General features: G+C 67.6%; 22 protein-coding genes and 2 pseudogenes. 14 read left to right on the forward strand and 10 right to left on the reverse strand.

Going from position 1 to position 26,088, the window contains the following annotated elements; all coding sequences use genetic code 11:
• Positions 1 to 121: pseudogene (locus SH922_RS00065) on the reverse strand (Tn3 family transposase); the annotation flags it as partial.
• A gap of 815 nt (positions 122 to 936) precedes the next feature.
• Here SH922_RS00065 and SH922_RS00070 point away from each other — a divergent pair.
• The 3 genes from SH922_RS00070 (at position 937) to SH922_RS00080 (ending at position 4,232) form a co-directional block, all read left to right on the forward strand.
• On the forward strand, positions 937 to 1,128 hold the full coding sequence (locus SH922_RS00070) for a hypothetical protein (protein WP_393052978.1): 192 nt from the start codon (positions 937 to 939) through the stop codon (positions 1,126 to 1,128).
• A gap of 2,196 nt (positions 1,129 to 3,324) precedes the next feature.
• The gene (locus SH922_RS00075) at positions 3,325 to 3,681 is read left to right on the forward strand and encodes a hypothetical protein (protein ID WP_393052981.1); all 357 of its coding nucleotides are present in this window, start codon (positions 3,325 to 3,327) and stop codon (positions 3,679 to 3,681) included.
• 248 nt (positions 3,682 to 3,929) lie between these two features.
• Positions 3,930 to 4,232 carry a hypothetical protein gene (locus SH922_RS00080; RefSeq protein ID WP_393052984.1) on the forward strand — a complete coding sequence of 101 codons (303 nt, stop codon included), beginning with the start codon at positions 3,930 to 3,932 and terminating at the stop codon, positions 4,230 to 4,232.
• Positions 4,233 to 4,459: 227 nt separating this feature from the next.
• Here the strand turns inward: SH922_RS00080 and mobF are convergent, their stop codons facing one another.
• Positions 4,460 to 6,436 carry a MobF family relaxase gene (gene mobF / locus SH922_RS00085; RefSeq protein ID WP_393052987.1) on the reverse strand — a complete coding sequence of 659 codons (1,977 nt, stop codon included), beginning with the start codon at positions 6,434 to 6,436 and terminating at the stop codon, positions 4,460 to 4,462.
• Between the two features lie 281 nt (positions 6,437 to 6,717).
• Between mobF and SH922_RS00090 the strand changes: the two genes are divergently transcribed.
• Complete coding sequence (locus SH922_RS00090) at positions 6,718 to 6,966, forward strand: hypothetical protein (RefSeq protein WP_145768087.1); 249 nt, start codon at positions 6,718 to 6,720, stop codon at positions 6,964 to 6,966.
• Positions 6,967 to 7,045: 79 nt separating this feature from the next.
• On the opposite strand, the gene SH922_RS00095 is transcribed toward SH922_RS00090, so the two are convergent.
• On the reverse strand, positions 7,046 to 7,747 hold the full coding sequence (locus tag SH922_RS00095) for a helix-turn-helix transcriptional regulator (protein ID WP_145768086.1): 702 nt from the start codon (positions 7,745 to 7,747) through the stop codon (positions 7,046 to 7,048).
• A gap of 274 nt (positions 7,748 to 8,021) precedes the next feature.
• Here SH922_RS00095 and SH922_RS00100 point away from each other — a divergent pair.
• The 3 genes and pseudogenes from SH922_RS00100 to SH922_RS00110 all read left to right on the forward strand — a co-directional run bounded on the left by SH922_RS00100 (position 8,022) and on the right by SH922_RS00110 (position 10,922).
• Positions 8,022 to 8,953, forward strand: a pseudogene (locus tag SH922_RS00100) (IS5 family transposase).
• Between the two features lie 399 nt (positions 8,954 to 9,352).
• A complete protein-coding gene (locus tag SH922_RS00105) occupies positions 9,353 to 9,700 on the forward strand; it encodes a hypothetical protein (RefSeq protein ID WP_393052991.1) in 348 nt (115 codons plus the stop codon).
• 379 nt (positions 9,701 to 10,079) lie between these two features.
• Positions 10,080 to 10,922 carry an IS5 family transposase gene (locus SH922_RS00110; protein ID WP_393052993.1) on the forward strand — a complete coding sequence of 281 codons (843 nt, stop codon included), beginning with the start codon at positions 10,080 to 10,082 and terminating at the stop codon, positions 10,920 to 10,922.
• Between the two features lie 27 nt (positions 10,923 to 10,949).
• Here the strand turns inward: SH922_RS00110 and SH922_RS00115 are convergent, their stop codons facing one another.
• On the reverse strand, positions 10,950 to 11,513 hold the full coding sequence (locus tag SH922_RS00115; RefSeq protein ID WP_393052996.1) for a hypothetical protein: 564 nt from the start codon (positions 11,511 to 11,513) through the stop codon (positions 10,950 to 10,952).
• A gap of 298 nt (positions 11,514 to 11,811) precedes the next feature.
• On the opposite strand from SH922_RS00115, the gene SH922_RS00120 reads away from it, so the two are divergent.
• Both SH922_RS00120 and SH922_RS00125 read left to right on the forward strand, forming a co-directional pair.
• Positions 11,812 to 12,924: a hypothetical protein gene (locus SH922_RS00120; protein ID WP_393052999.1), complete on the forward strand. Its 1,113-nt coding sequence runs from the start codon at positions 11,812 to 11,814 to the stop codon at positions 12,922 to 12,924.
• Between the two features lie 22 nt (positions 12,925 to 12,946).
• A complete protein-coding gene (locus SH922_RS00125) occupies positions 12,947 to 13,846 on the forward strand; it encodes a hypothetical protein (protein WP_393053002.1) in 900 nt (299 codons plus the stop codon).
• Positions 13,847 to 14,228: 382 nt separating this feature from the next.
• Here SH922_RS00125 and SH922_RS00130 read toward each other — a convergent pair whose 3' ends face one another.
• Both SH922_RS00130 and tpg read right to left on the reverse strand, forming a co-directional pair.
• Complete coding sequence (locus SH922_RS00130) at positions 14,229 to 15,110, reverse strand: hypothetical protein (RefSeq protein WP_393053005.1); 882 nt, start codon at positions 15,108 to 15,110, stop codon at positions 14,229 to 14,231.
• Positions 15,111 to 15,569: 459 nt separating this feature from the next.
• On the reverse strand, positions 15,570 to 15,956 hold the full coding sequence (tpg, locus tag SH922_RS00135) for a telomere-protecting terminal protein Tpg (protein ID WP_393053008.1): 387 nt from the start codon (positions 15,954 to 15,956) through the stop codon (positions 15,570 to 15,572).
• Positions 15,957 to 16,769: 813 nt separating this feature from the next.
• On the opposite strand from tpg, the gene SH922_RS00140 reads away from it, so the two are divergent.
• The 4 genes from SH922_RS00140 (at position 16,770) to SH922_RS00155 (ending at position 20,427) form a co-directional block, all read left to right on the forward strand.
• The gene (locus SH922_RS00140) at positions 16,770 to 19,445 is read left to right on the forward strand and encodes a tetratricopeptide repeat protein (RefSeq protein ID WP_393053011.1); all 2,676 of its coding nucleotides are present in this window, start codon (positions 16,770 to 16,772) and stop codon (positions 19,443 to 19,445) included.
• A 12-nt stretch (positions 19,446 to 19,457) separates the two neighbouring features.
• Entirely contained in the window at positions 19,458 to 19,655 is a 198-nt protein-coding gene (locus SH922_RS00145) for a hypothetical protein (protein WP_393053014.1), read from the forward strand.
• 306 nt (positions 19,656 to 19,961) lie between these two features.
• A complete protein-coding gene (locus SH922_RS00150; RefSeq protein WP_393053017.1) occupies positions 19,962 to 20,093 on the forward strand; it encodes a hypothetical protein in 132 nt (43 codons plus the stop codon).
• A gap of 10 nt (positions 20,094 to 20,103) precedes the next feature.
• The gene (locus SH922_RS00155; RefSeq protein ID WP_393053020.1) at positions 20,104 to 20,427 is read left to right on the forward strand and encodes a hypothetical protein; all 324 of its coding nucleotides are present in this window, start codon (positions 20,104 to 20,106) and stop codon (positions 20,425 to 20,427) included.
• A gap of 609 nt (positions 20,428 to 21,036) precedes the next feature.
• On the opposite strand, the gene SH922_RS00160 is transcribed toward SH922_RS00155, so the two are convergent.
• On the reverse strand, positions 21,037 to 21,300 hold the full coding sequence (locus tag SH922_RS00160; protein WP_393053022.1) for a hypothetical protein: 264 nt from the start codon (positions 21,298 to 21,300) through the stop codon (positions 21,037 to 21,039).
• Positions 21,301 to 21,329: 29 nt separating this feature from the next.
• On the opposite strand from SH922_RS00160, the gene SH922_RS00165 reads away from it, so the two are divergent.
• Entirely contained in the window at positions 21,330 to 21,710 is a 381-nt protein-coding gene (locus SH922_RS00165) for an integrase core domain-containing protein (protein WP_393053024.1), read from the forward strand.
• A 141-nt stretch (positions 21,711 to 21,851) separates the two neighbouring features.
• Here SH922_RS00165 and SH922_RS00170 read toward each other — a convergent pair whose 3' ends face one another.
• From SH922_RS00170 to SH922_RS00180, 3 genes are all read right to left on the reverse strand, one after another.
• On the reverse strand, positions 21,852 to 22,139 hold the full coding sequence (locus SH922_RS00170; protein WP_393053026.1) for a transposase: 288 nt from the start codon (positions 22,137 to 22,139) through the stop codon (positions 21,852 to 21,854).
• Between the two features lie 70 nt (positions 22,140 to 22,209).
• Positions 22,210 to 22,911: an HAD family hydrolase gene (locus SH922_RS00175; protein WP_393053028.1), complete on the reverse strand. Its 702-nt coding sequence runs from the start codon at positions 22,909 to 22,911 to the stop codon at positions 22,210 to 22,212.
• A 60-nt stretch (positions 22,912 to 22,971) separates the two neighbouring features.
• Positions 22,972 to 26,013 (reverse strand): alpha-mannosidase, encoded by a 3,042-nt coding sequence (locus SH922_RS00180; RefSeq protein WP_393053030.1) that lies wholly within the window; start codon positions 26,011 to 26,013, stop codon positions 22,972 to 22,974.
• Positions 26,014 to 26,088 lie beyond the last annotated feature (75 nt).

A 26,088-nucleotide genomic window follows, 5' to 3' on the forward strand; every position in this document is an offset into this window, starting at 1 on the left:
GATTTCCCGCCAGCAGGCCCTCGATCATCGCCGCGACCTCAGATGACGAACAGCTTTTGAGCTGGGAGTAAATGCAGACGTTCTTCCGCTCGACGTGCCAGTAGGGGATCACGCCGTTGCCGGAAGTGGGCTGGTTCGCTGATTTCTGGTCGCTGAGTCAGTGGAACCCGCGCCTTGGTGGGCGAGCATGACCCTCTGGACGGACGAGTTCATGGCCACCGCCTGTCATCCGGGTGCCGTTAGCGAACGGGTCACCAGCCCCAAACCGCGGTGGTGAGTTACTGCGAGTGGGTGTCTTGGTCTGGAGTGGTTCGGCATGATGCGGTCATGGGGCGGGAGCCGGTGGGGATGGGCGAGCTGGTCGAGTGCTGGACGGTGCTCGATGACGAGGCGGAGCTCGTAGCAGAGAAGGGTAGCGCGACCGGTCTTCGCCTGGTCCGTCCTCCTCGGCCCCGCCGACCGCCGTGGCCTTACTCCCCTGTTCTGGCCCCACGTACGCCCTGACGGTGAAGTCCGCCTCGACCTCGGCACCCGCGCAGGGCCCTTCGAGGCGGGTCGTCACCGACGGCGGCCACGCACGGCACGGATCAGCTCCGCCACAGCCTTGATCACGATGGCGCGGTCCTCGAGGACTCGGCACTTCCTGGGGTGCGATAGCGACGATGAGCACGGCGGCCGTGGCCGCCACCAGCATGGCGGCCACGGGCACCCACACCCAGGCAGTGATGTCCGGAAATTCCTCCTCCGGCGCCGCCGTCCGTCGAGCGACACCGTGAGAAAGCGCACCACGTGGGCCCGCGACGCACCGCAGCTGGTGGACCGTGTGGACATGTTTGATAAAAGGCCAGGTCACACCTACGGGCGTTCTAAGCGTCGTTTCGGCGCGGGATGCAGTGCATTCGAGTAGATGCCGGGACACGGGAGAGGAGAGCAGTGGTGAACGACCCGTCGGACCTCAGTGCTGAACGCGCGGCGCTACGCAACGCACTGCGCGAACTGGAGGCCGTAGCGTACAAAGGCAACCACCGCACGCCGGCTGTCAAGGAAGCGAACGACCGCCTGGAGCGGATCGGGGTGTGCACGGCCGCTGAAAGCAGGAGCGGTCAGCCAATGGTTCACCTGGGGTGATCCTGAGACAGACCGCCGCAGCCTGTGGGCGCTGGTGGAAGCACTGCGCGAGCGGGCTGGGAGGCCGCCAGCCGGCACGCACTGGGACCCTACCCGCGGTCCGGCCGCCAGCGAGCGGCAATACCACCACGAGCTGTGGAAGATCCGCTGGGAGCGAGGCCAAGCTCACCCCTCCCCGGCGCACCAGCCTGGATGAGGGGCTGCTGCGCTACCTCGCTGGCGCCCGTGCTGCAGCCGCAGCACACCCGTACCTGGGCTTGCGCGACCCGAGACCTTGACGATGCCGAAGATACGCCGCCGCCGTTGACGGAAGTTTACGTGCGTCAGCAAAGCCGCTCCGGCAGCCCCGAATGCGCACCCCGGGCTCCCGAGACGACTTCCCGCTCGAACCGTGCAGAAGTCGACCTCGGTAACGACGCGCGCATCTCGGTGGTCATCGCCGGTCCGAGGCGTCGGGAAACCCACGCTTGCTGCGCGCACAGGTACGCAAGGCCGCTGACCAGTGGCTCGCCGACAAGCATTCCGCCGGGAAACGCTCGCGTTCCGATGCGGTCTGGGTGAACGCCCGCACCCTCGTCGGAAAGACCACCCACGTACACGAGGAGCCTCGCCGCCGCAAGCGACGTTCTCCCCGACCACGGGCTGTAACCCCTCCCTCCTCCCGAGCGCTTCCTGCAGTTGCCGTGCGCCGGGGCACACTGCAACTCCTCGTCGACAGCTTGGACGAACGGCCCAGCGCCAGCGAGCGCCGCGCTGTTCTAGAAAAACTGAGAGACAGCCATCGCGGAAGATCCCCGCTGTGCCGGTGCGTCGTGGCCACCCGCCCCCTGCCCCACAATGAACTGGGCGTCCTCGGCGACACAGCCTCGCGCTACGAACTGCAGCCCTTCGCCCCCGAAGACGTGCACGCCCACGTCGGAAAGTACTTCAACACCCGCTGGCCGCAACCGAGGCTACCCATCGCGCCGAGGAGTTCACCAGCGCGTTGCGCGGCGCCTCCCGGGCCGAGCCAGCCCGCACCCCGCTGATGGCCTTCATGCTCTGCCAGCTCTACCTCGCTCAGCCGGAGCCGCCGTTGCCCGCCGGCCGCAGCGCCGTGTACACGCAATTCACCGGCCTACTTTACCTGCACAACAAGAGCGAGGAAGGTCGCAGACAGCCACGAACTTAGCGATGCATCACCTGCTGACAGATCTCCAGACTGCGAAAGCGCGTCCGGAAGGCCGCCGCCGCCGCCGAAGCAGATCCACGAACAGCTACCCGAACTGATCGACTACCTGGCTTACCAATGGCTCACCGGGCAACCGACCTCAGCAGCCGAGGCAGTGGCCTCACTCATGGCCGTGCACCCCCCTGACGATGTACTGGCCAAGCGTTGGCGTGCTGTTCCTGGACGACCTTCTCAGACACAGCGGCCTGCTGTATCACCATGCAGACAGCCTCGGCTTCCCCCATCGTGACCCTCCTCGAGCATCACGCCGCCCGCTACGCCACCCGAAACACCCATGCCCGCGCGCACGCGGGCAATCCTTGTTTCGTTGGACCCCGAGTCGCGACCAGCCGTGGCCCCCTGGCCTCGAACCACGTTCTACGTCGGCTTCCTCTTGGACCAACTCCTCCACGGTGCAGACGCCCGCGCAGTTTGCTCACCTGTGGATGACGCGCATGACGGACGATCCACCTAGCCGCTCTGGACTTCTTGGCCAGCCAGATCCTGGCTGAGAACCGGACTCCCCGGTCAACCCACAGCCACGCTCCTCACCAATATCGCCGTCGATCCCGCCATTCCTGACCTCAGCCGTGGGGACGCTGCGCGAACACTGGCCAGCATGGACGGGTACGCCGAGGACTTCGCGCTCCGCCTCCTCGGCACGCTCGCCACCGACGTCCTTGAGCACGGCGCCCACTCCAACGCCATGCGAGGCCTACTCGAAGTGGGGCGCCGTGCAACGGGAGCGGCAAACATCCTGACAACGCTCGCCACTCGGACACGGCTTTCAACCCCACATCTCGCGTCCAGGCGGCCGAGGCGGCTTGACCAAGGTTGGTCGGTCACACCGAGAAGGGGCTCGTTTCCTCGCGGCGCTCGCCACCAATACAACTCTTGAGAATTCTGACCATGCCTGGGCGGCCCAGACGCTAGCGGGAGTGGAGGGATATGAGGGACGAGGGCGCCCGCCTCTCCTCGCCACGTTCATGGCCGACACCAATGTCGACGCCTTCCGTCGCATCTATGCGGCCCAGAGTCTGGCGAAGATGCCCGGCCACGCCGAGGAGGGGACTTGTTTCCTCGCCACGTTCGCCGCCGATGGCAACCCAGATCATGTCCGCTGTTCGGCCGCCAAAGCACTTGCCGAGGTGGGCGAACATGACGAGGAAGCAGCCCGCCTTCTCGCCATGCTCGCCACAGACAGCACCGTTTGGGTCAACACGCGCGCGTATGCCGCCATAGCCCTTGCCGAGTTCGGGGGACACGCAGAAAGAGCGGCCCGCCTTCTCGCCCTGGTCGTCACCGACCCCGCTCTCGACAGCTACGTCCGACATGAGGGCTGAGGGGGCACTCGCGCGGACTGAGATTCCGCACGTCCCGCGATAGGCACCAACGTGATCAACCTCAGGGCGCCGCACAGGGGTTGTTCGTTAGGGGATCCCTCAACGAACAGACACGATCATGAGTAGCGGGGGACCGCGACCTGCACGATCACCGTCTCATTTTAGGTGCCCGGTGATCTGTACGGTTAGCGAGGGGGAGAACTACGCCTCCGGCCGCACGTCGGCCACTCCCAGAGCTGGCCTTCCTGTTGCTGCGGCTCGCCGAGAACATCGTCTTCCCCGTCACGGGGGTCCTGGGCGACAGGGAGCCGCACGCGGACTCCTTCGCCCTGGACGAGGTCGGATGCATCTTGCTGTCCGCCCTGCGGGAATGGACGCGCGACTCCCCCACTACGGCCGTGCTGAGCATCGCCCGCAGCATCATCCGCTTCGTCGAGAACGTCATCCCCGACCCCGACAGCCACAAAGACACCGCCGCCACCCTGGAGACCATGCGCGACGAACACTTGGAGTGGGCCCGCACCGTGCAGTCCATGACCGCGCGCCCGTAACCACGCCCCATGCGCATCGGGTGGACTCGGTGCGGGGAGTGGGCGAGTGGAGGCGGCGCGTTCTCCTTGACCTGAGCTGAGCGCACCGAGTGGATGCGCGGCACCGTCCCACAAGATGTCGGCCACTCCACCCACTAGGCTCCGCCCAGTGGAGTCGATACCGAACACGGTGGTGTCCACTGGCACGACATCGTCGGTGTGCATCGAGTGGGCCGCGCCGGGTGCACTCAACGGCCGGCTTCTGGCCCGCGGTGTCGGTCCGGCTGCTGGGGGCGGTGCGCGCGCTGGTCGTCCTCGCGCACCGGGCGCGGTGGGGTGGTGTCCTCCGGATCGGCGTACCAGCTCATCGTCTCGCGGGCGCGGTCGGCCGACTTGGTGAAGGCGTCCTGGAGATGGCGCAGTCGTTCGTCGGTGAGATCGAGGGCTTCCACGTCGGTGCGCGACGCCTTCAGCGTGCGCAGTGCTGTCAGGTCGCTCCCCGACCGTGGCCCGGCCTCCGGCTCCTGGTCGTCGTCCTCGGGGTCAGCGGCCGGGGGCGCGAGCAGCTGCTCGGGCATCGCCGCCTGTTGGTGCGCGACGACGTCGTACGCCCGACCCCGCACGGCGGTGACGGTGGTGGTGCGCAGCTTCTCCTGTACGGCCGCGCCGGCGAGGACGGCACGGTCGTAGCTCAACGGGACGCGGGGTATCTCCCACTCCCTCGCCCTCTGGCCCGGCAGTTGGGGAGCCGCCGGGGCCGATGCGCCGGGGTCGGCCGGGGGCAGTCGGTCCGGGTCAGGGACAGCGGTCGGCGGGCGCCGGGGAGATCCGAGATCGGACAGCGCCCACCGGGCGGTGTAGAGGCGGTAGTCCGAGAGCAGGCCGCGTCTGGTCTTCGGCTCGCTGATGTCCAGGCAGTAAGTGGAGATGGCGGCACGCACAATGGTCTCGTCCAGGCGGGGGTCGCGGCGCCGGCCGCGCAGGACCAGAGCGAGGTGGCGGCGGGATTCGGCGAGCAGATGCCGGCGGTGGAACCGGCCGCCGCCGTTCATCACGATCACCACCGCGGCGACGTCGACGGCCGCCAGGGCGACGTCGACCACGGCGGCGACCCGGGCCCGGATCGCGGCGGCTGCGGCGCGGGCGCGCTCGAGGAGCGAGTTGATGACGTCAGCGGCCACCTTCGAGGTGTCGATCGCGCTCTGCTTCCACTCAGCGCGCAGTTGCGCGAGTGACCGGGCCTTCTTCTGCTTGGGCGGCCGGGTCTTGTGGGAGGCCAGCTGCATCAGTTCCACCCGGGCCCGCTCGGAGACCGCGGGCAGGTACTTCAGCTCGCCCTCGTCGTCGACGGCGGTGACGTACTCGTACTCCAGGTCCGCCAGGCAGGCGTCGATCTGCTCCCCGCGGCTGGCGGTCCAGCGGATCAGCTCGTGGGGCACGCCCGCGATGTCCATGACCGGACGCCGCCCGGTGCTCACCACGCGCGGCTCGGTAGCCAGGCCCAACTCCTCACAGACCTCAGCAGCCACGATCTCGTTGTAGAGCGCGGACGCGGCGACCGTGTTCTCCAACACGACCTCCGAGTGGACCGACCCCCACTTCCCGTCCAGGCGCTGCCCCTTCACCGACAGCAGCACATGGTCATGAAGCAGCGGCATACCGGAGCGTGCCTCGTAGTGGCGGAAGCGAGCCGCGACCAGGCCGCCGGGCGGCCGGACCTTGCAGATGCCGTCCTTGCCGTACCGGATCACCGCCGACTCGACCTCAATCCACTCCAGGACCCGCTCGATCGCCCGCTCGTGCGCGGCCTCGATCACCCGCCGAGTCTCCTCATCACCCAGCGCCCACAACAGGTAGATCGTCGGCTGCGGCCGGAACACGAGATCGAACCCGGTAACCGTCACCCGACGCCCCAGAGCGCCGGCCTTGAACGCCTGCTTCGGGGACTTCCCCGCGGCAAGCTCTTCGGCCTCGATCCGGTCCGCGTACGGGTGCCGGCCCCGCTCGCCGAACAGGTTCCGCAGTTGCGCCTCGGTGACTTCCTCACCCTCGCTCAGCCCGAGCGCGGCCAGGCCGCGGCCCATCCATCGCCCGGCCGGGACGCCGGCCTCCTCCTGAGCCTCGCGCAGCGGCGTACGCGCCGGGCGGCGGCCGTCGCCGACAACGACCTGGCGCAGGTAGTACCGGTACATCTGACCAGCTCGAATGATCGCGATATCCATCATGAAGACCACGCCACACGGCCCTGACCTGCAAGAAAAGGCCGGACAGTCGTACGTCCCGCCAGGCGGGAGCAGCGGCCGAACTTTCTTCCCAACTGGCCGTCAGGCGGGAAGCGGCCCCGGGCCGAATGCGAATGTCATCGCTCTCCGGCCGCAGGCACATCACGACCCGAACGGGACCGACAAACACCGCTGAGCATCACCACGCTCCAAGGAACGAGCACCGCCAAGGAAGCCCCCGGCGCCCGCCGGGGGCTTCGTCGTGCTGCCCGGAGGAGACCACCGTGCCCACCTTCGAGACCCTCCCCCGCTTCACCGCCGACTTCCAGCACCTCGCTCCCGCCCAGCGCCGGCTCTTCCGCCGGGTCGTGCTGGACGCCTTCGTGCCGGACTTGCGCACCGGCCGCCAGTTCCGCCCCGGGTTACGGGAAACGCGCGAGTTCGCGGATTCCTGGACGTGGCGAGAGCGGAACTCGCGCGAGACGCGCCAGTTCGGGGGGTCTCCCGCGCGGGTTCGTGCTCGTGGTGAGTAGCTGGGTCCTACCTGGAGTCGCCTCACGCAGGCGTAATGGGCTGCCTCTGCCGCAAGCCGGAGTCGGGACGCGCCCCGTCTTAGACGTGGCCGATGTTCCGCGGGCCGCGCCCAGTGACGGCCAGCTCCCGCAAAGCCAAGAGCCGAGCCTGCTCCGTTTTGTCCAGGCGCAGGGCTCTGGACAAGGCGTACAGGGTATTCGCAGACGGAGATGAGCCTTCCGTGTTGAATGCCTGGGACACCGTCGTGCGGCCAAGTTCTGTGCGCGCAGCGACCTGGGACTTGGTCAGTCCCGACCTCTCCAGAGCATCCCTGAGCATCTGCTTCAGCTCGATGTGGGAGGCCACATCGGGCACCACCTTGGACGACCCCGTGAACTCTGCCTCGCCCAGCTGGTCCTGCGGCCCGGGCAGCGGCTTCTCCATGGCGGCGTCGACGTTCCCCGGTGACGAGGCGGGCTCCGTGCCCATGAGCGCGTCCTCCACGTCGGACCGAAGCCGCAGCCACCTTCCCCTTGCCTCAGCGCTGTCCTCGTCCCACGCCGTCACCATCGCGCACAGCGTGTCCGTCGACGGTAGCCGAGTGCCGTTCAGCGCCGCGTAGATCGAGGCTCTGCTGGTCTTCCACAAGCCGTCCGGGGCGGCAATCTTGTCGATGCTGATCGCGCGGGCGCGGGAAGACGAGCCCGCCTGCGCAAGTGCCTTCCGTTTCAGGTCCAACAACTTCAACGCGAAGCCGCCCAGTGGAGTAGAAGCATCGATCGATCGTCGTCTGTTCGGCATCGAGTCCCCTCCGCAGCACACCACAAAGTCTCATGAAGTCTCACATGATCCTGCTTGATCTCAGAATCTGAACAGACTGGGACTTGGGTGCTGACATAAAAGCGGCCCGCCGGACGGCGTCCAACCAAGCCGGCGGGCCTCGGATCACCAACCTGAGAGAAGGGACCCTAATGTCCAACGGTACGTGTCCTGAACCCGCCCCGGCGGGCAAGCTGCTAGGCACTGTTTCTCGGATCTCCTGACGTGCGTGGGGTGTTGGGGTCAGGCTGTTTGTATGGGCCGTGGTGATCTGACGAATGCGGAGTGGGACAGGCTGGAGTCGTTCTTGCCTCCTGGTGGGGCCCGCGGGGGCCGGTGGAGTGACCACCGTCGGGTGATCAACGGGGTGCTCTACCGGGTCCGGACGGGCGTGCAGTGGAGGGATCTACCGGAGCGGTTCGGGCCGTGGGAGACCGTCTACAAACGCCATCGCCGCTGGTCAGCGGATGAAACTTGGACGATGCTGCTGTCGCGGATCCAGGCGGCCGAGGACGCTGCGGGCCAGATCGACTGGGACGTCTCGGTGGACTCGACAGCTGTGCGGGCCCACCAGCACGCCGCGGGCGCGCGCAAGGCGACGGCGGTCGCGGCCCCTCAAAAGGGGATCGCTGGGGGGACGAACCAGGTCGATCCGGTGTTGAGGAAACTGACGGTCCGGCTGGAGGAAGTGGTCAGATCGGCGAGTGTCTGGGACGTTCCCGCGGCGGATTCACCACCAAGATCCACCTTGCCGCCGACGGGCGATGCCGGCCCCTCGCCCTCGTCCTGACACCCGGACACTACGGTGACGGCCCCCAGTTCGAGCGAGTGCTGGAGCAGGTCTCCGTGCCCCGCATCGGAGTCGGCCGACCCCGGACCCGGCCCGACCATGTCCTGGCGGACAAGGCCTACACCTCTCGGAAGAACCGTCATTACCTGCGGCGACGCGGCATCCGGCACACGATCCCCGAACGCCTCGACCAGCAGAGACACCGCAAGAATCGCGGTTCCCGAGGCGGCCGTCCCACCGGTTTCGACAGCGAGCGATACAAGAAGCGCAACACCGTCGAACGCGCAATCAACCGCCTGAAAGGCTTCCGCGCCGTCGCCACCCGCTACGAGAAACGCGCCTACATCTACCTCGGCACTGTCACCCTCGCAGCCCTCGTCATCTGGCTCAGAACATGATCCGAGAAACAGTGCCTAGTGCTCTGCTCAGCTGTGCGCGGCGTCTTCTCGGGCGCGGCCCGCGCCGTGACTGACTGGGCCATCCGAACCTTCGTCGAGCGCTAAGCAGCTACTGGCTGGCTCCCGCTGAGGTTGGCGGGGGCCAGCCATCCTGGTCCACGGATCAGCCCCAGGTGTTCAGCGAGGAAGGCGAGCGGTCTTCTCGGGGTGGGCGGCGGTGACGTAGTGCATGGCGGTCTTCTCCGTGATCCCGAAGAGCCTCATCAGCCTGAGGGGTCGGCGGTTTCGGTTGCTTCGTTGAGGATGCGGCCGGAGTGGGGCGGGGCCGCCCGGGTGAGCGCGGGAACGGTGACCGGCGTGTCCTCGCAAACCACATTCGAACAGTCGTACTATTCAGGTGTGCCCACGTACGACTTCCCCCAGGACCTGCGCGACGCCCAGCTCGCCCTCCACCGCACCCGTGCCGCCATGGAGCAGTACGCCAAGACGCTGGCGTGGTCGGCCGAACCGATGCCCGGATGGGAGGCGGACAAGCAGCTGCACTCCGGCTACCGCTCCGCCAAGCCCGACAGCCCCGGCTACACCGACGAGCAACGCGAACAGCTCGCGGCCTACCGGGCGCAGCTCCTGGAGCTGAGCACCACGGTGATGACGCACCCGTACTGGGAGGGGCTGAGCGAGAACGTGGTCGCGGCCCGCATGGCGCTGCAGCACGCCCATGAGCAGCCGGCCGGTGAGGCGGGCTGAGAGCGATGTCCGGCGCCGGCTCTGGTGCGATATCCAGCCTCGACAAGTGGCGGGCGACGCGCGAGTACCTCGCGTGGCAGCTGCGGTGCGCGGACCAGAGGATCCGCGAGCTCGAGGCCGCAGAGGATAAGGAGCGTCGGCAGGCTGAGCGGGCGCAGGCTAAAAGAGCGTTTTGTCCCGGCGGGGGTGCTTCATTGCAGTTCAGATGGCGGACCGCTTCGGGCCGGCTGAGGTGGTAGACGCTTGTTGTGGCAGATGGGGCGGGTGACGGCCTTCGAGGGTCCGTTTCGGTCCCTTCGCTCCTGTCTGATCCCAACACGCCCCCGGTCGGCCCGTTTGCGCCCTGTGGCGGGACGACTGCCATCGGTACTACGGAAACATGCCTAGCCGACAGCGGCCGTACCCCAGTGACCTGTCCAATGCCCGTTGGGAACTGCTCGAACCAACCCTGACAGCCTGGCGAGTGGAACGCAGAGGGAAGGGCCTGGACATCGGGCGGCCGCCCGAACACGACCTGCGCCGGATCATGGACGCCATTCTCTACGTCGACCGGACCGGGATCCCATGGCGGTACCTGCCACGCGACTTCGCCCCGTGGGAAACCGTCTACGGATACTTCGCCGCCTGGCAGAAGGACGGCGTCTTCGACCAGCTCAACGGACTCCTGCGACGGCTGGTCCGGAAGGCCGAGGGCCGAGACGCCGAGCCCAGCGCCTGCATCCTCGACGCCCAGAGCATCAAGACCTCGGCCAACGTGCCCGCGGCCGGCCAGGGCATCGACGCGGGCAAGAAGATCGCGGGCCGCAAACGGCACATCGGCGTCGACACCGTCAGCCTCCTGCTGGCCGTGCTGGTCACCGCCGCCAGCGTCTCCGACAACGCCGGCGGAATCCGCCTGCTCTCGAACATTGCCGAAGGCCACCCTCGCGTCACGAAGGCGTGGGCCGACAGCGGCTACCGCACCAAGGCCATCGACCACGGCGCCCGCCTGGGCATCGACGTCGAAGTCACCCGCCGCGACCCCGCCCAGAAGGGCTTCAAGGTGATTCCGCGGCGCTGGGTCGTCGAGCGGACCTTCGGCTGGCTGATGCACCACCGCCGCCTCGCCCGCGACTACGAAACCCACCCACACCGCTCCGAAGCCATGATCAACATAGCGATGATCGACCTCATGAGCCGCAGACTCACACGCGAATCGACCCACAACTGGCGCGACAGTTGAACGGCGGCAGCGTCGGGCTCCTGCGAATCACAGCAGGTAGGGCCACAGGCTGACGCTGTTCCGCTCCACACTGATCTCGACCCACGTTCCATCGACAGCAGTCGATGGCGGCGGGTCGGCGAGGTCGAACAGGATGCGGGTTCCAGCTACTTCCAGCATGGCTCCGCCATCGCCCGTCAGGCCCAGCCGCCCCCGAAAGACGATCCGACCGCCTTCCTCCTCATCCACCCCGGGTGAAGATGAAGTGGCCGGTCGAGTGTTGCCGCCCCAGGCCACGTCCTCTTCAACGGTCCACTCCACATGATGTTCGCGGCCCACTCCCGTCGGATCGCCGCACCAGAACGCCGCAGCGGCACCCACCTCCGAGCGCACCCGAACCGTCGCGCGCCCGTCGGCGACCTGCCCCACCGCTTCCACGTGAACCAACACCCCGCAATCATCCACGGCAGCACTGCGTTGCCAAACACTCCTGCCAGGACAAAACGCTCTTTTAGGTGCGGGCTGGGTGAACAGGGCCCGCTCCGCGCGGGCGAGACCGTCCAGGATCTTGGCGCGGGTCCGGGCCGCGCGCTTCACGTCGTCATCAGTCATGTGATCATTTCCGCCCGACCGGGCCTGCGGACAGAGGCCGGAGACGTGGCGCCGCACGGCCGGTCTGACCTGATCTGTGACGTTGTGTCGGCGGATGGCCACATTGATTCGTAGTTGGCCAGCAGCCCCGGCTATAGATCGTTCGGCCTGCGGTTGCTCCGCTGGGAAGCGGTACCTGGACCGTGACTGGCCAACTGCCGTTTGGCTTCTGTGCCGCTGCCAGGCCAGAAGAGTGACTCGAGCATGCGTACGGGCACGTGGTGCCTGCCGAAGTCGGTGGGCAGACAACGATGCGGGCATGACGACGGATGCCCCCTGGAAGTTGGGTGGCGTGGAGGCGTGCCAGAACGCCGCGGAATCGCGGGGGTGGTGCCCGAAGCACTACTGGAGGTGGAAGAAGTACGGCGACCCGGATACTCCGGTGCGGGTGTATTCCACTGCGGCACCGGCGTTGGGGACGCGGCAATGCACGGTCTCGGGGTGCGAGCGGCCACGGCGGACGAAGGAGTGGTGTGGTACGCACTACGCCCGCTGGCGCAAGGAGGGGAACGTCGCAGGCGAGCGCCGGATCCGCGAGCGCTACGACTCGAATATCTGCAGGTCGCCGGTCTGTGACCGTCCCCGCCGCACCAAAGGGCTGTGCCTAGCTCACTACCAGCGCTTCAAGAAGCACGGCGAGGCGGCCCTGGTCACGCCGATCACGGTCGCGGTACCGCCCGCGGTACGGGGATGCCACGAGGGCTGCACGCGTCCGCATCAGGCCCAGGGCTACTGCGGAGGGCACTACCTCCGCTTCCGGGCCACGGGTGACCCCGGCGGGGCGGAGCTCCAGGCCAAGATGAAGCAGACCGGTGGGTGCCACGCCCCTGGGTGCACAGATCCCGGTCGGGCGAAGAACATGTGCGCCGGCCACTACCGGCGGCTCGCCTTGGGGCAGCCCTTGGGCGAGAAGAAGAAGTACGCCCCCGCCGGCGCGGGCTACGTGAACGGCGGCGGCTATCGGGTAATCCGGGTCAACGGCAGGAGTGTGATGGAACACCGGCATTTCGTGCAGGAGCTGCTGGGTAGACCGTTGCTGGCGACGGAGACCGTCCACCATGTCAATGGCGTCAAGGCGGACAACCGCACGGACGGGCCTCTCGTTGAGGACGAGCAGGGGCGGTGGCGGTCAGGGAACTTGGAGCTGTGGTCTCACGCCCACCCCTACGGCCAGGAGATCGGCCCGAAGTCGGACTGGGCGCGGGGGTGGCTCGCGGCGTACGGGACGCCGCAGGAGCGGGTGGCCTATGCCGGTTTCGCCGGCCCTCTGCCCCAGGCAGAGACAGGCGGCTCCTCGAACCTGGGGTGCGGGGAGGAGGAGCAGTCAGCGGGCGGCCGTGGATTCCGGGCTGCTGCCAGTACAGGTGCCTGAGCACGCCGATCAGCTCCGGAGCGTGGACGGCGTCCACCTTGTCACGCAGTCGTTCCACCTGCTCCAGCACGCTCTGCCGCGTGTGGTCGCGCCGCTGCTCGGCTTCCGCGAGGACGGCTTCGGCGCTGGTGAGATCGCGGACCGACCCCTCGATCTCGCCCAGAATCTCGTGCAGGCTCTCCTCACTCATGCCCGAGAGCTCATGCACCAGGTCAGCGGCCCCTTCCTCGAGGTGATCCTCATCGGCAACGGAAGCGTTCGGGTTGTGCGTCAAGTGGGCAACGAGCCGGACTGCGAGCCGGTGGACATCCAACCTGCGGGGATGAACAAGTTGATCGAGTTGGCCAGCACTCTTGCCTCCGGGGCGTTCATCGCCGTCCTGGCGGCGTGGCTGACCACGCGCTCCCACAACAAGCAGGAGCAGCAGGCCGAGATCGGGGCCCTGCGCGTGCAGGCGGATGCATTGACCGTGGCGGTGATGGAACTGCAGGGTGCGGCCGTCGCCAACCGTCTGCTGTGGGAGGGCCGGGCAGAGCGCGGGCGGACGTTCCTGCTGACCCTGCTCGCTTTTTCCGGTGGTGCCGCCCGTGCCCGGATCGCTGGCGGAACGGACGCACAGAGCGGACTGGTGGGCCTCGGGCGCGCGGCTGAGCTGCTGAGCCGGGAGAGGGTGGGGAGCAAGCAGATCGTGGCCGCCGTGCGGGAACCGCTCACCCGGGCTGGGACTGCTGCCGCCCCGCTCATGCGCTGCTCCGACCCCGCCGTCGTCACTGCCACCGAGCAGCTGCTCGCTGCTCTGGTCGCCGTGGAGGACACGGCGCGTCTGGAGGCCGCCCTGGAGGCATTCGGCCGGGCCGTCAACGCGGCCACCGCGCCGCAGCAGTCCTGGTGGACTCGGCGACGCGGTAGCCGGACTGGGTGACTTCTGCGTCATGGCGGAGCTGCCCAATGGCCGCCTTCACGAGGAGGTGCTCACCGTCATCGACGCCGTGGCCGAGGCCCCGCCCCTGGACAGCGCTGCGCGCCGGTCGCGGCGTTCGGCGCTTCGTGCTGGGGCACGCGCAGCGTGGCGGGCGGAGTCGTCGAAGTCCTGGATGTCGGATCGGCCGGCTGACGTTGGTCAGCGGCCGGGCCGGGGAGGTCCATGGCCCCGGCCCGGCCGGTCTCACCGGTCGCAGGACTCAGTGTGGTGTCCTGCGTGCGGGCCTGTCGGCGCCAGCGGCGTTTCATCCAGCCGGCCAGCGCCACGATGAGTGTGGCGCCCAGGCTCCCGAGAAATTCGGGCAGCGCGGCGGAGAGTGCGTTCACTTCAGTCTCCGTGCGGTGTGGTCTGCCGCCGCGGCACGGTCCATGTGTCGGTCGCCCAGTCTCTTGAGTTTGCGCCGCACTCTGTCTCCGAACTGCCGCTCGAAGCTGAGTTCCCTGGCTACCGAACCCCAGGAGTCGTGGGCCGCTGACCACTCCAGGGCGAGGGCCTGCTCGGCAGGTCGCATTGCCTTCAGCACCGAAGCGAGTCGCGTGTCGAGCTCGTTGGACAGCAGTTTCTGTTCGGGGGTGCGGTGATCGACCAGTAGGTCTTCGACGGTTCGGGTCGCGTCAATCGGCTGCCCCAGCAGGAGGGTCCGCTTCCCTCTTGCCTTCCGCTCCCACAGCGGCTGCAGCTGGCTGTGGTGCTCCTCCGCCTCACGCTCGAGCACGTCCCTGACGTAAAAGGCACCGTGTCTGCATGCCAACAGGTCGACCCAGTCCCCTAACAGGGCCATCTCCACGGCTTCGCGCCAGCGGCCGGGGTACCGGCCCAGTACGTCTTTGGTGAACGCGTCGACAACCCCAGCGTCGCCCTCAAGTGCGGCGTTCCGTGCGAGGAACGCTTCATGCACATGTGGATGGAACGCGACCAGCACGGACGGCCGCCTGAGCACGGCATCCAGCTGCAGCAGAATGATTGCGAGGAATTCGGCACCGTCACGGGGGCCGAAGACATTCTTCGCCAGGTCCTCAGCTGAGGACTGCGCCTCTCCTTCCTCCGGCGGCAGCTCTGCCAGCACAGCTGTTAGCTCGTGCTTGTACTTGCGGAACTCCTCGATCACTTGGACTGCCAGATGGATCAGGTGCTCGCGATGGCAGATCCTGGTGCCGTCGGCACCGTCCGTCTCTGCGAGGAACGACTCGAGAGTCTGCTCCAAAGAGTCAGAGGCCGTACGAATGCGGTCCTGCAAGGAAGTTGGATCTGGTCGGGGCGGCGTGTTCACGTGGGACTCCAGCGGCGTCAAGGTGAATGAGGCTTCTCCACCTAGGCCCGGGAGCGCCCTGGTCCGGCAATAAATCTTGCAGCCTTCTCTGTGATCTGCGCCACACCATCTCTGACCTGGGGCACACCGCCGGGCTCGCCCTCCGGCATGCCCCCGGAGAGAATGCGCGGCCGTTCAGATCCACGTGGAGCTGCTGCTGAAGTTCATAGACACCGCGACACGGTGGAAACGCTCGCCCGGATCGAGGCGCTGAACGCCGTGACGTACGAGGACTACCAGCAGGCGAGGCAGAAGCCTGCCGAGGAGAAGGCCGCCGCTGGCTGATCCGGCGGCGGCATGTGGCAGGGGCCCCGGACCGGCGCGCGATTCAGGGCCCCTGCTGTGGGCGGGTGATCACAGCTCGATGTCGAGCCACTCCACGTCGGTGAACTCCACGCCCAAGCCGTGGGCCCTGCTGTTGTTGGCGCGGAAGTACATCCGGGCCAGACCGTCGGCCGCGATCTGCCGGAGCTGGTCCTCGGTCTTGCCCTCCTCCCGTGCGCTGAACAGCTTGTCGGCGTACTCGGGCGGCAGGGCCTGGGTGATGTCCCGGATCCGGGCGTCGTCGGTTGTGCCCCCGGCGGCTTCGAATCCGAAGCGGGCGCGGGTGGAGACGACCAGCCCGTCCGTGGACGCCGCCTTGTTCCTCGCCTTCGCGCGGATCTGCGGCTGCCACCGCTTCTTGACCTCGCGCTCCAGGCGGCCTCGCAGGTCCTGGCGGGGCCGCTTGAGCTTGCCCACGAGTGCCGCACCAGGCAACGTTCGCCTCTTCGGACGTTGCCTGATGGTCGGCCAGATGCCCGCCTCCGACCGTAGGAACGGAACTGAGGCCCAGTGCTCCCGTAGGGTGCTTGGGTGTTCAATCGGCTTGAGATCAGTGTGTTGCCGCCAGGCCCCCGATGGGCTGCCCAGTTGTCTTTCCGGATCGATGGCGCGGAAGTAGTGGCAGCCGCGATTGGAGAGGGAGGCCGCAGCCCGCTTGCCGAGGAGGCATTGCCAGCCGATGGCCAGGGTCCCCTCTGGGCACCCGAGGGGGGAGGGGGAGGTTCCTGGCCCATGTGCGGATGTCCTTCCACTCGGTGGGGAGGTGCTCGAACACGTCGCGGCCATCGCCGTCGGCCGCTGCGAGCGCGGCAGCCAGGTCGGGGGTCGCAGGCAGGAAGCGGGGGTCGCGGCGACGAACGGCGGCCCTCACGGGGAGGAACGAGGCGGGCGGTGACCCAGGCGATCGGGCCGTGGCCGTTGTTCGCGACGTGACGGATGGGCCGCCCGGCGGTCTCCTGGCACAGGGCCGCGTAGGCAGGGGATTGGCCAGGATGCTGACGGTTTTCCTGGGCTTGGCAGACAGGTGTTAGGACTGGACTGGACACTGAAGACCTGCACTGATGCAAGTAGGCGCGGGCAGATGTGACGCTGCCTTCAAGAGCGAAGTGGATGAGTAACGGGATGGCGGCTATGCCGGGGTCAGGTACGCGGGGTCTCTCGCGGGGTGCATTGATCCGGCAGCGTGCGACGGCGCGGTTTGTGGGTCGGCACGCGCAGTTGGCGCTCTTCATGGAGAACTTGTCGAAAGACCCCTTCTCTGAGGATGCTCCGGCGGAGTTCTTGTTCCATGTGCGTGGGGTGGGCGGTGTGGGGAAGTCCACCCTGTTGCGTCAGTGGCAGGACGCGGCCAGGCGCGCAGACGCGGTGACGGCCGTGGTAGACGAGAACGACGTCCATGGGGTGCAGCAGGCCTTGGTCGAGCTCGCCCGGCAACTCGCGGAGCAGAACGGGCCGTGCAAGGAGTTCGACAGGGCAGTCGAGCAGTTCCGGCGTGAGCAGGAGGCGCAGGCGGAGCCGGTGCCCGTGGAGGGTGAGGCGTCGGTGTCGAGCCGGGTGGTCACGCAGGCCGCGCTGGGAGCGGCCTCATTCATCCCGGGAGCCGGTGTCGTGGCGGCGATGGCAAATCCGGATACGGCGGCGCAAGGCTTGGACCGGCTTCGGTCGGGCTCGCGGTCCCGTGCCCAGCGGCGCGGTGGCCGGGGGGACGAGTCGGGGCTGAGCCGTGCTTTCGTCGCGGAGCTGGAGCGGCTATGTCGTCGCCAGCGGTGGGTGGTGCTGTTCTTCGACACGTGGGAGCAGACCGCTCAGTATCTGGATGGGTGGCTACTGCGGTTGCTGGACGAGGAGTTCGGTCCTGTGCCGGCGAACGTCATCATCGTGCTGGCGGGCCGGGACGAGCTGACGGAGCGCGAGTGGGCGCCGCTGCGGAATCAGGTCGCAGACGTACCGCTGGAAGTCTTCACCGAGGCGGAGACACGCTCGCTGTTGGCCTCGCGGGGAGTGAGCGATCCGGGGGTGGTGGAAGCGGTGCTGCAATTATCGATGGGGCTGCCGCTACTCGTCGAGCTTCTCGCTCTGGCCCGCCCACAGACAGCCGAGGACGTAGACGACGGCGGGAACCTCACCGATGTGGCTGTCGAGCGCTTCGTGCAATGGATCACGGACCCAGCACGACGTAAAGCCGTACGGGCGTGCGCGTTGCCGTTGCAACTGAATGAGGACATCTTCGTCGCCGCGACGGGACCTGAGGCAGAGGGGTTGTGGGAGTGGCTGTGCAGACAACCGTTCGTCAGCGGCCGGGGCGACTACAACCACTATCACGCCGTGGTGCGCGCCAGCATGATCCGGCAGCAGCGCACTCAGTCACCGCAGAAATGGACTGCGGCACAACTCCGCTTGGCCGATCAACATGCCGCCTGGCGGATCGCGGCCGAGGAACGCATTCCCGAGGTCAAGCGCTGGAAAGACTCGAAATGGCGACGGCACCAGCTGGATGAAACCTACCATCGGTTGTGTGGGCATCCAGAATCATTCCTGAAACCCGCCCTTGAGAACGTGGTGCGCGCCGCAAGTCGGGACACGTCAGTGCTGCGGCAATGGGTGGAAACACTTGAGCAAGCCGCATACGACACTGCGAATGACTCACTGCTAACCTGGTCCAAGCGGCTCCGGGACGCTCTCGGCAATGAAGAATCCGCGCTCACCTGTCTTAGTGTTTTGATTTCTCATGGCCAACTCAGCAATACAGTCACGAGTGAGGCCTACACCTACCGCGGCTATCTCCTTTATCTCTCCGGCCGGGCGGAATCCTCCCTTAGTGAATTGGACTGCGCCCTGTCATTCGATGACCACAACACGTTCGCCTGGGCCTGCAGGGGAGAAGCCCGTCGTTGGTTGGGCCAACACGAGGAAGCCATCTCGGACCTCAACACCGCACTCGAACTCGACCCGACATACGCGTGGGCGCTCGGCTCCCGCGGCGGGGTGCACTTTTCCGCGGCACGGTATGACCAGGCTGAAATTGACCTCACAGTCGCACTCGAACACAATCCCACGTTTGTCTGGGCACTCGTTGAGCGCGGAGAAGTCCGCCGCAAGACAGGACGCTTTGAACAATCCATTGCCGACTGCACCACCGCACTCAAGCTCGACCCCTCCTACGCATGGGCACATGGTTCCCGCGGCCATGCATATTGCGGCGCGAAGCAATACACACAGGCCGTAGCTGACTTCACGGCCGCCTTGCAAATCAACCCCACCTACACGTGGGCACTAGCAATCCGCGGCCAAACACACAGTCGAATGGGACTGTACAGGAAAGCCATCGCCGACTTCACCGCTGCACTCGAACAAGACCCCACATACGCCTGGGCACTCGCATGCCGCGGCCGAACACACCAACAAGCCAGCCAGTACGACCAGGCCATCGCCGACTTCACCGCTGCACTCGAACAAGACCCCACATACGCCTGGGCACTCGCATGCCGCGGCCGAACACACCGAAAGGCGGGCCTCCGCGACAAGGCGCGAATGGACCTGGAACAAGCCGCCGAAGCGCACCCCGACAATCACTCGGTCAGGCTCGAAATCCTCATGCTCGAAACTGTGGAAGGGCGGCTTGAGGAATATACGGAGCAATGGAATCAACTATTTTCGTCCCCAATTACGCCACTGGAAGAAGCTCACGCCATATTCTTGAACCTCTTACAAGCACTGCTCATCGAACCGGAAGACCGTGTGCGAGAGGCAACAGCGAGGCTACTCACCACACACCCGGGGCATGGCGAAATCGTAGATGTCCTGAGCTACCTCGTCGAGTTTTTCGGGCTGCCAAACGGAGTGGGCGAGCGTGCACGGCAGTGCCATTTCCTGATCTCGGAACACGTCTCGAGACGAACTTCCTGACCGGCTTGTCTCGTGGATGTCGCCCTGCTGGACCACGTGGAAGCGGCCCGGGCGCGGGTTCTGCTTCGGGACAGGGCCGCCATCGGGGCGAGGCGCTGCCAGGTGTCGGCCAACCGCGCCCTGGCGGAGCGTTGGCACGCCCACCACCAGGAGCACGCCGTGCTCGGGCTCCTGTCGGCCAAGGAGAACCTGCGCCGCCCGCACCTGTAGAGCGCCGCACGCACCGGAGGTCCGGGGCGGCGGCGCGCGCACGGTGCGTTGAGTTGCCCACGATGTAACGCACCTTCCCACCCGGTGGAACGCACCGGGTGGACTCCACCCGCACCCGGTGCGCCACACGATGGCTTTTACTCCCCACTCGGTGCGGGCGATGTCGTGCACTTCCACCTGGTGGAACACACCGCGATACGGGAGTGCACGGCATCGTCCGCGCCACGCACCGGTTCTACACACAGTGACGGTGCGCGGCGTGCCGGGAGGGATCTCCCCCTTCCCGCACCAGACATCAAGGAACCAGTGCGGGTCGTCTCCGTGGCGATGCTCATCACCCTCGGCGAGCACGACACCCGCCGCCTCCTGACGAACCGGCTTGTCGACCAGGCCCTCGTCATTGCCCGCAACACCCGCACCATCACCCCGGCGTTCTGAGGAGGACACGATGACCGATCCGGACCCCTTCGTCCCGAAGGGCAAGCTGCGCCCCCTCAGTGGACAGACCTGCGGGTACTTCCCCCGCACCGCTTCTGGCCGGTGCGGGATGCCCGGTGCCTGGCACATCAGGTGGGACAAGCTCGACAACAGCGTCACCTGCGACGAGCACATGACCGTGATTCAGCAGCAGTGGGTGTACGACGACCGGCACCCCATCGGCGCTGACTGCACCATGCCCGGGGCTGTGTGGCTGTACCGGGACAGGAAGTGCGAGGTTCCGGGCAGCGAGGCCGCGCTCACGGAGTCCGCTTCGGGGGAGGTTCGGCTGTGACGACCGACGCTTCCGGCCTGGACCTCGCCCGGCTCGCCCTCGCCCAGTACGAGGCCAGCACCAAGAACCAGCCCCAGCAGCCCCGCCAGACGGCCCGGCGCCCACTCCGCAGCGTCCGCAATGGCGACCGCCGCGAACCCTCACCCAGCTCGCCGGCGACCTCGGCTGGCAGCCTGGCGTCCAGGGCGGGTGGACAAGGGTTGCATTCCATCCGATGGCCTGGGTGGAAACCGGCGGCACACCTGGTCAAGGGGGTGCATCGAGTGCACCCCATCCGATGCGCCGTCACCCTCTGCGCGCGCATTGGGTGGGTGAGCGGAGTGGCGGCTACTCCCGTGCGGTGCGGCCGGCGGGAGTGTCGTGCATCGTCGACCGGTGCACCAGTGCGCCTGATGCACCGCACCGCGCGCCGGATGGAGCGCACCGAGTGGAGGCCACCCACTACTGCGCTCCACCGTGAGCGCTCAGTGGAGCCCACCTCCCTGGGCGGCGCCCCACGATGGGCTCCACTCTCCGGGGGTGCATCGTCGGGCCCCGGCCTCGGTCCGCTTCCGCACCGTCCTGGTGGGCGGGCCACCCGGGCGCGCGGTGGGGTCTGCCGTGTGGGGCTCACCCGTGCCGTCGGCGCAGACGCGCGACCCGCCACGGGTTCGGCCGGCCGCCGGGGTACTGCCGGGAGCGGCGCCGGGTCGGCGGCGGCTTCGGGGACGGGGATCGCGCCGCGCGCAGCCGGCTCGCGGTGACGAGCTCCTCCAGGTGCTCCAGCTGCTCGGGCGTGAGGTGCGTGGGGCTGGCCAGCGAGAATCCCTGCTGGGGGCACCGAAGGATCCAGGGCGAACTGGCCCGGCTGGGCCATCCGATCGCACCATCCACGCAATCTCGCCGACCAACTCGACACGCGCATGGAGTCCCTGCGCTTCGTGCTGCGCGACCGCGACGCCAAGTACGACCAGTCCTTCGACGCCGTCTTCGAAGCCGAGGACATGGAGGTGCTGCTCAGCGCGCCACGGGCGCCTCTGATGAACGCGCACTGCGAGCGGGTGATCGGCACCGTCCGCCGCGAGGCGCTCGACCACCTCTTGCTCATGAATGAGGCCCACGCCCGTCAAGTTCTTGCCGACTTCGAACGGCACTACAACACGCATCGATCTCATAGGGCCCGAGATCAACGGCCCCCTCACACCTCCGGGCAGCCAGCCACCGTCCACGGCCTCGACGGCCGCAGACTCCTGCACACCCGCATCTTCGGCGGTGCTATCAACGAGTACCGGTACGCCGCTTGACCTGCGCCGATGACTTATCGATCCCCCACAAGGTGGAGCGGGGTACTCCCAGCACGCGGCACAGAAACGTCACGCTGTGACCTGGAGGATTACCCTCGGACGCCTTCTCCACGTCGATGAAACGGCACCGTGCGGCGGCGCCTACCTCATCTTGTCCCGCGCGAAGAAAGCGGTCGCTTTCCCCAGGACCTCGATCGTGGCCTCCTGCTCACGGAGCTTCCGCCGCAGCCGGACCAGTTCATCACGCTCCGCAGTGGCCAGGGCCCCAGTCGGTTCCTCGCCGCGGTCGATCTTCGCCTGTTTCACCCACCCGCGCAGCCCTTCCGGACTCACGCCCAGGTCCCTGGCGACCTCCGTGACGGTCTTGCCCGAGGACAGCGCCAAAGCGACCACGTCCCGCTTGAACTCGGACGTGTACCGCCTACTCATATTGCTCTTATTGCTCACTACCTGTGGCTGCTTCCTCCGGGACCATCCCGTCCGAGAAAAGCTGTCCAGGTCAAAGGGGGAACTTCAGTGTCGTCGCCACGGTCAGTGTGGACAGCAACGCCAGGTCGGCCTGTTCGAGGCTGTCCAGCAAGGTGATCCGGTCGGCCTCGGCGATCGGCACGGTGGAGGGAACGGCCAGCACCGAGCAGCGCGCCGCGTGCGCGGAGGCGACCCCGGTCGGAGAGTCCTCGACGGCCACGCAGGCCGCAGGGTCCAACCCGAGTCGGTGGGCGGCGGCCAGGTAGGGGGCGGGGTCGGGCTTGGTGCGCTCGGTGTCCTCGGCGGCAAGCGTGACGGTGAACCAGTGAGCGCCGAGGCTGCCGAGGACCAGGTCCACCACGCGGCGGGGTGAGGCCGAGACCAGCGCGGTGGGCACGGCCGCCTCGCTCAGCTCGGCGAGCAGCGCCAGTGCGCCGGGCTGGGGGACGACCTCGGCGGCGACCTTGCTGCTGAACGTGTCACTGAGGATCTCGGCCAGTGCGTCCGCAGTGAGGCTGGTCCGGGTGATACGGCCCAGGTGGGCGGCGGTGTGGTCGACAGCGCGGCCGAGCACCTCGGGCAGATCCTCCTCGGTGAGGGTGTGGCCGAGATCGGCGGCGAGTTCGGCCGTGGTCCGGAGCCAGAGTCGCTCGGTGTCGACCAGCGTGCCGTCCATGTCGAACAGGACGGCGGCGGGGAGTACGGGCACAGCGGTCCTACCTTCTTCGGTCATGGCTTGGCTGATCACTCGTGAGGTCGGTGGCTCCGGAGTTCCCTTACCGGAGAGCGTCGGTCAGCCACTCTTCCGGGGCCTCAGCCGGAGAGTGAGGATCTGGAACGGGCGCAGTGCCAGGTGCACTCCTCGGCCGTCCGTCTGTACGGCGTCCGTGTTCCGGCAGGGGTCGAGTTCACGCTCCAGCAGATCGGTCTCGACCGTGGAGGCCAGCGGGAATCCGGCGGTCAGAACGGTTCGGGCGCGTCCCCCGCATGCCTCGTAGAGACGTACGACGATGTCGCCGGAGCGGTCATCGGCGAGTTTGACCACCTCGATGACCACGGTCTCGTTGTCCACGGTGACGAGCGGCTCGACCTCGGCCGAGCCGAGGAGGCTGCGCTCGGGCTGGTTGAACACGTAGCCCTCGCGGACGGCGTCGGCGATGTCCGCGCCGATGACGAACCCGTATCGCAGATGGTGGTGGCCCTGGTCGGCGTCCGGGTCGGGGTAGCGGGGAGCGCGGAGCAGGGAGAGCCGGACGGTCGTGGTGGTACCGCCGTCCGTGCGGACGTCCCGGGTGACCTCGTGCCCGTAGGTCGAGTCATTGACCACGGCCGCGCCCCACCCCCGTTCGCCCAGGTGCAGGAAGCGGTGGGCGCAGATCTCGAACTTGGCGGCGTCCCAGCTGGTGTTGGTGTGAGTGGGGCGCCGGACGTGTCCGAAGGGGATGTCCGCGCTGGAGTGGTCGGCCCGCACATCGAGCGGGAAGGCCGCCTTGAGGAGCTTCTCCTTCTCGTACCAGTCGATCTCGGTGTCGATGTCCAGGCGTCGGGAGCCTTCGGACAGGGAGACCAGCTGTTCGATGCGGGAGTCACCGAAGGTCCGCACGATCCGGACACCGTCTTCCTGTGCCTCGACCGATTCGGCGTCGAGGAGGTTGTGAACGGTGTTGCGGTAGAAGGCGTCGATGTCCCAGGCGTCGTACTCGTTGGGGAAGTCCTGGTGCAGCTGGAGGAGGTTGGCGACGGCACCGGGGGCCAGCGCTTCGCGCCCGTCCGCGATGTCGTACGCCGAGGTCACCAGGCCCTGGGCATCGACCCGGACGCGTACCAGGCCGTTGTCCAGCGCGAAACCGTCCCCGCAGGGGACCGGGGCGACGGGCCGGCCCTGCGGCCGGGTGCGGAGCGTGGCGCCGAGGGCGGGGACACTGTCGCGGGCGAACGGAGCGGCGTTGAAGACCACGGGCAGATCGCCTTCGCCGGCCAGGGCGCGCTGGGCGGCGTCCGTGATCGCGCGCAACTCGGCGGTGACGGCGGCGTAGGTCTGCTCCGCCTCCCGGTGGACCCAGGCGATGGAGGAGCCGGGCAGGATGTCGTGGAACTGGTGCAGCAGGACCGTCTTCCAGAGTCGGTCCAGGGCCTGGTAGGGGTACGCGAGTCCGGTGCGCGAGGTGGCGGTCGCCGACCACAGCTCGGCCTCTCGCAGCAGGTGCTCGCTGCGACGGTTGCCCTGCTTGGTCCTCAGCTGGCTGGTCAGTGTGCCGCGGTGGAACTCCAGGTACAGCTCCCCCTGCCACACCGGCGCGTCGGGGTATTCGGCGTGTGCCCGCTCGAAGAAGTCCGCGGGGCTCTCGATGAAGACCCTGGCCGAGCCCTCCAGGTCGGCGAGACGCTCCGCCCGTGCCAGCATCTCCCTGGTGGGGCCGCCGCCGCCGTCCCCGTAGCCGAACGGGAGCAGTGAGCTGTTGGCTGCCTCCTTGTCCTGGAAGTTGCGGACGGCATGGGCGAGTTCGGCGCCGGTGATCTCGGCGTTGTAGGTGTCGACCGGCGGGAAGTGGCTGAAGATCCTGGTGCCGTCGATGCCTTCCCACCAGAAGGTGTGGTGCGGGAACTTGTTGGTGGTGTTCCAGGAGATCTTCTGGGTGAGGAACCAGCGGATTCCCGCCAGCTTCATCAGCTGCGGCATGGCCGCGTTGTACCCGAAGGTGTCGGGCAGCCACATCTCCTCGGTCTCGACGCCGAACTCGTCGAGGTAGAAGCGCTTCCCATGGATCAGCTGCCGGGCGAGGGACTCGCCGCCGGTGATGTTGGTGTCGGGTTCCACCCACAGGCTGCCGACCGGCAGGAACTGCCCCTTGTCCGCCTTCTCCTGGACCCGGGTGTAGACCTCGGGGCGGTGCTCCTTGAGCCAGGCCAGTTGCTGGGCCTGGGACATGGCGAAGAGGAAGCCCGGGTGTTCGTCCATGAGATGGGTGACGTTGGAGAGCGTCCTGGCGACCTTGCGGACGGTCTCGCGCAGCGGCCACAGCCAGGCGGTGTCGATGTGGGCGTGTCCGACGGCGGACATGCGGTGGGCGCTGGCGGCCGCGGGGGCGGCGAACGCCGGGCGCAGCACCTCGCGGGCGGTGGTGGCACTGCCGGCGATGTCCTGCAGGTCGATTCCGTCCAGGGCCTGCTCGATGGTGTTCAGGAGCTGCCAGCGGCGTGGGTCGGCCTCGGGCAGTTCGTGCATGAGGCCCCCGAGGACGTCCAGGTCCTGGGCGAGTTCCCACACCTGTGCGTCGAAGACCGCCAGGTCCAGTCGGAGCAGCTGGTACAGGGGGCCGATTCCCGATTCGGCTCCCGTCATCCACGGGGGCCTGTCCCCGGTCCGGGACGGGATGTGGTCATCGTTCAGGTTGGGATTGGCGGCAGCCTCCACGTAGTAGGTGAAGTTCTCGCCGCCCGCCGCCGGGTCGGCGACCGGAATATAAGCGTTGCGGGGGTTGAGGGCCTTCACCACGCTGCCGTCCGCACGGTGGACCAGGCCCTCGGCGGAGAAGCCCGCACCGGTGACGTTGAAGCCGAGGTCGATGACCGCCTCGACCCGCAGGCCGGCCCACTCCTGCGGAACCCTGCCGCTGATCCTGAACCAGCTTGTGGACCACGGCGGCCCCCACCGGTGCCCGAGCGCCACGGGTTCGTACGGTGCGGCCAGGCCGTCGGACACGGGGACCGGTTCGCCCGGCACGTTCCAGATCGCGATCTCGACCGGGACGGAACGCGCATGGACCGCGGGCCTGATGCGCTCGTTCAGCACCCGGTCGAGCCGCTGCTCGGTGAGACGTCGCTTGCTGTGCATGGATTCCTTCGTCGTCGGGCCGGCACACCTGAGCCGGTCGGTCCGCCGGCTGAGGCGTACCGACCGGTGTCACGG

The sequence above is a fragment of the Streptomyces sp. LN549 genome, assembly GCF_043203805.1.
Lineage (GTDB): Bacteria > Actinomycetota > Actinomycetes > Streptomycetales > Streptomycetaceae > Streptomyces.

What these genes read in the sequence shown, in the direction of transcription:
- SH922_RS00075 (WP_393052981.1), top strand. Translation starts at nt 3,325, where the DNA reads ATGGCCGACACCAATGTCGACGCCTTCCGTCGCATCTATGCGGCCCAG.
- mobF (WP_393052987.1), bottom strand. Translation starts at nt 6,436, where the DNA reads ATGATGGATATCGCGATCATTCGAGCTGGTCAGATGTACCGGTACTAC.
- SH922_RS00095 (WP_145768086.1), bottom strand. Translation starts at nt 7,747, where the DNA reads ATGCCGAACAGACGACGATCGATCGATGCTTCTACTCCACTGGGCGGC.
- SH922_RS00110 (WP_393052993.1), top strand. Translation starts at nt 10,080, where the DNA reads ATGCCTAGCCGACAGCGGCCGTACCCCAGTGACCTGTCCAATGCCCGT.
- SH922_RS00115 (WP_393052996.1), bottom strand. Translation starts at nt 11,513, where the DNA reads ATGACTGATGACGACGTGAAGCGCGCGGCCCGGACCCGCGCCAAGATC.
- SH922_RS00120 (WP_393052999.1), top strand. Translation starts at nt 11,812, where the DNA reads ATGACGACGGATGCCCCCTGGAAGTTGGGTGGCGTGGAGGCGTGCCAG.
- SH922_RS00140 (WP_393053011.1), top strand. Translation starts at nt 16,770, where the DNA reads ATGGAGAACTTGTCGAAAGACCCCTTCTCTGAGGATGCTCCGGCGGAG.
- SH922_RS00155 (WP_393053020.1), top strand. Translation starts at nt 20,104, where the DNA reads ATGACCGATCCGGACCCCTTCGTCCCGAAGGGCAAGCTGCGCCCCCTC.
- SH922_RS00165 (WP_393053024.1), top strand. Translation starts at nt 21,330, where the DNA reads ATGGAGTCCCTGCGCTTCGTGCTGCGCGACCGCGACGCCAAGTACGAC.
- SH922_RS00170 (WP_393053026.1), bottom strand. Translation starts at nt 22,139, where the DNA reads ATGAGTAGGCGGTACACGTCCGAGTTCAAGCGGGACGTGGTCGCTTTG.
- SH922_RS00175 (WP_393053028.1), bottom strand. Translation starts at nt 22,911, where the DNA reads ATGACCGAAGAAGGTAGGACCGCTGTGCCCGTACTCCCCGCCGCCGTC.
- SH922_RS00180 (WP_393053030.1), bottom strand. Translation starts at nt 26,013, where the DNA reads ATGCACAGCAAGCGACGTCTCACCGAGCAGCGGCTCGACCGGGTGCTG.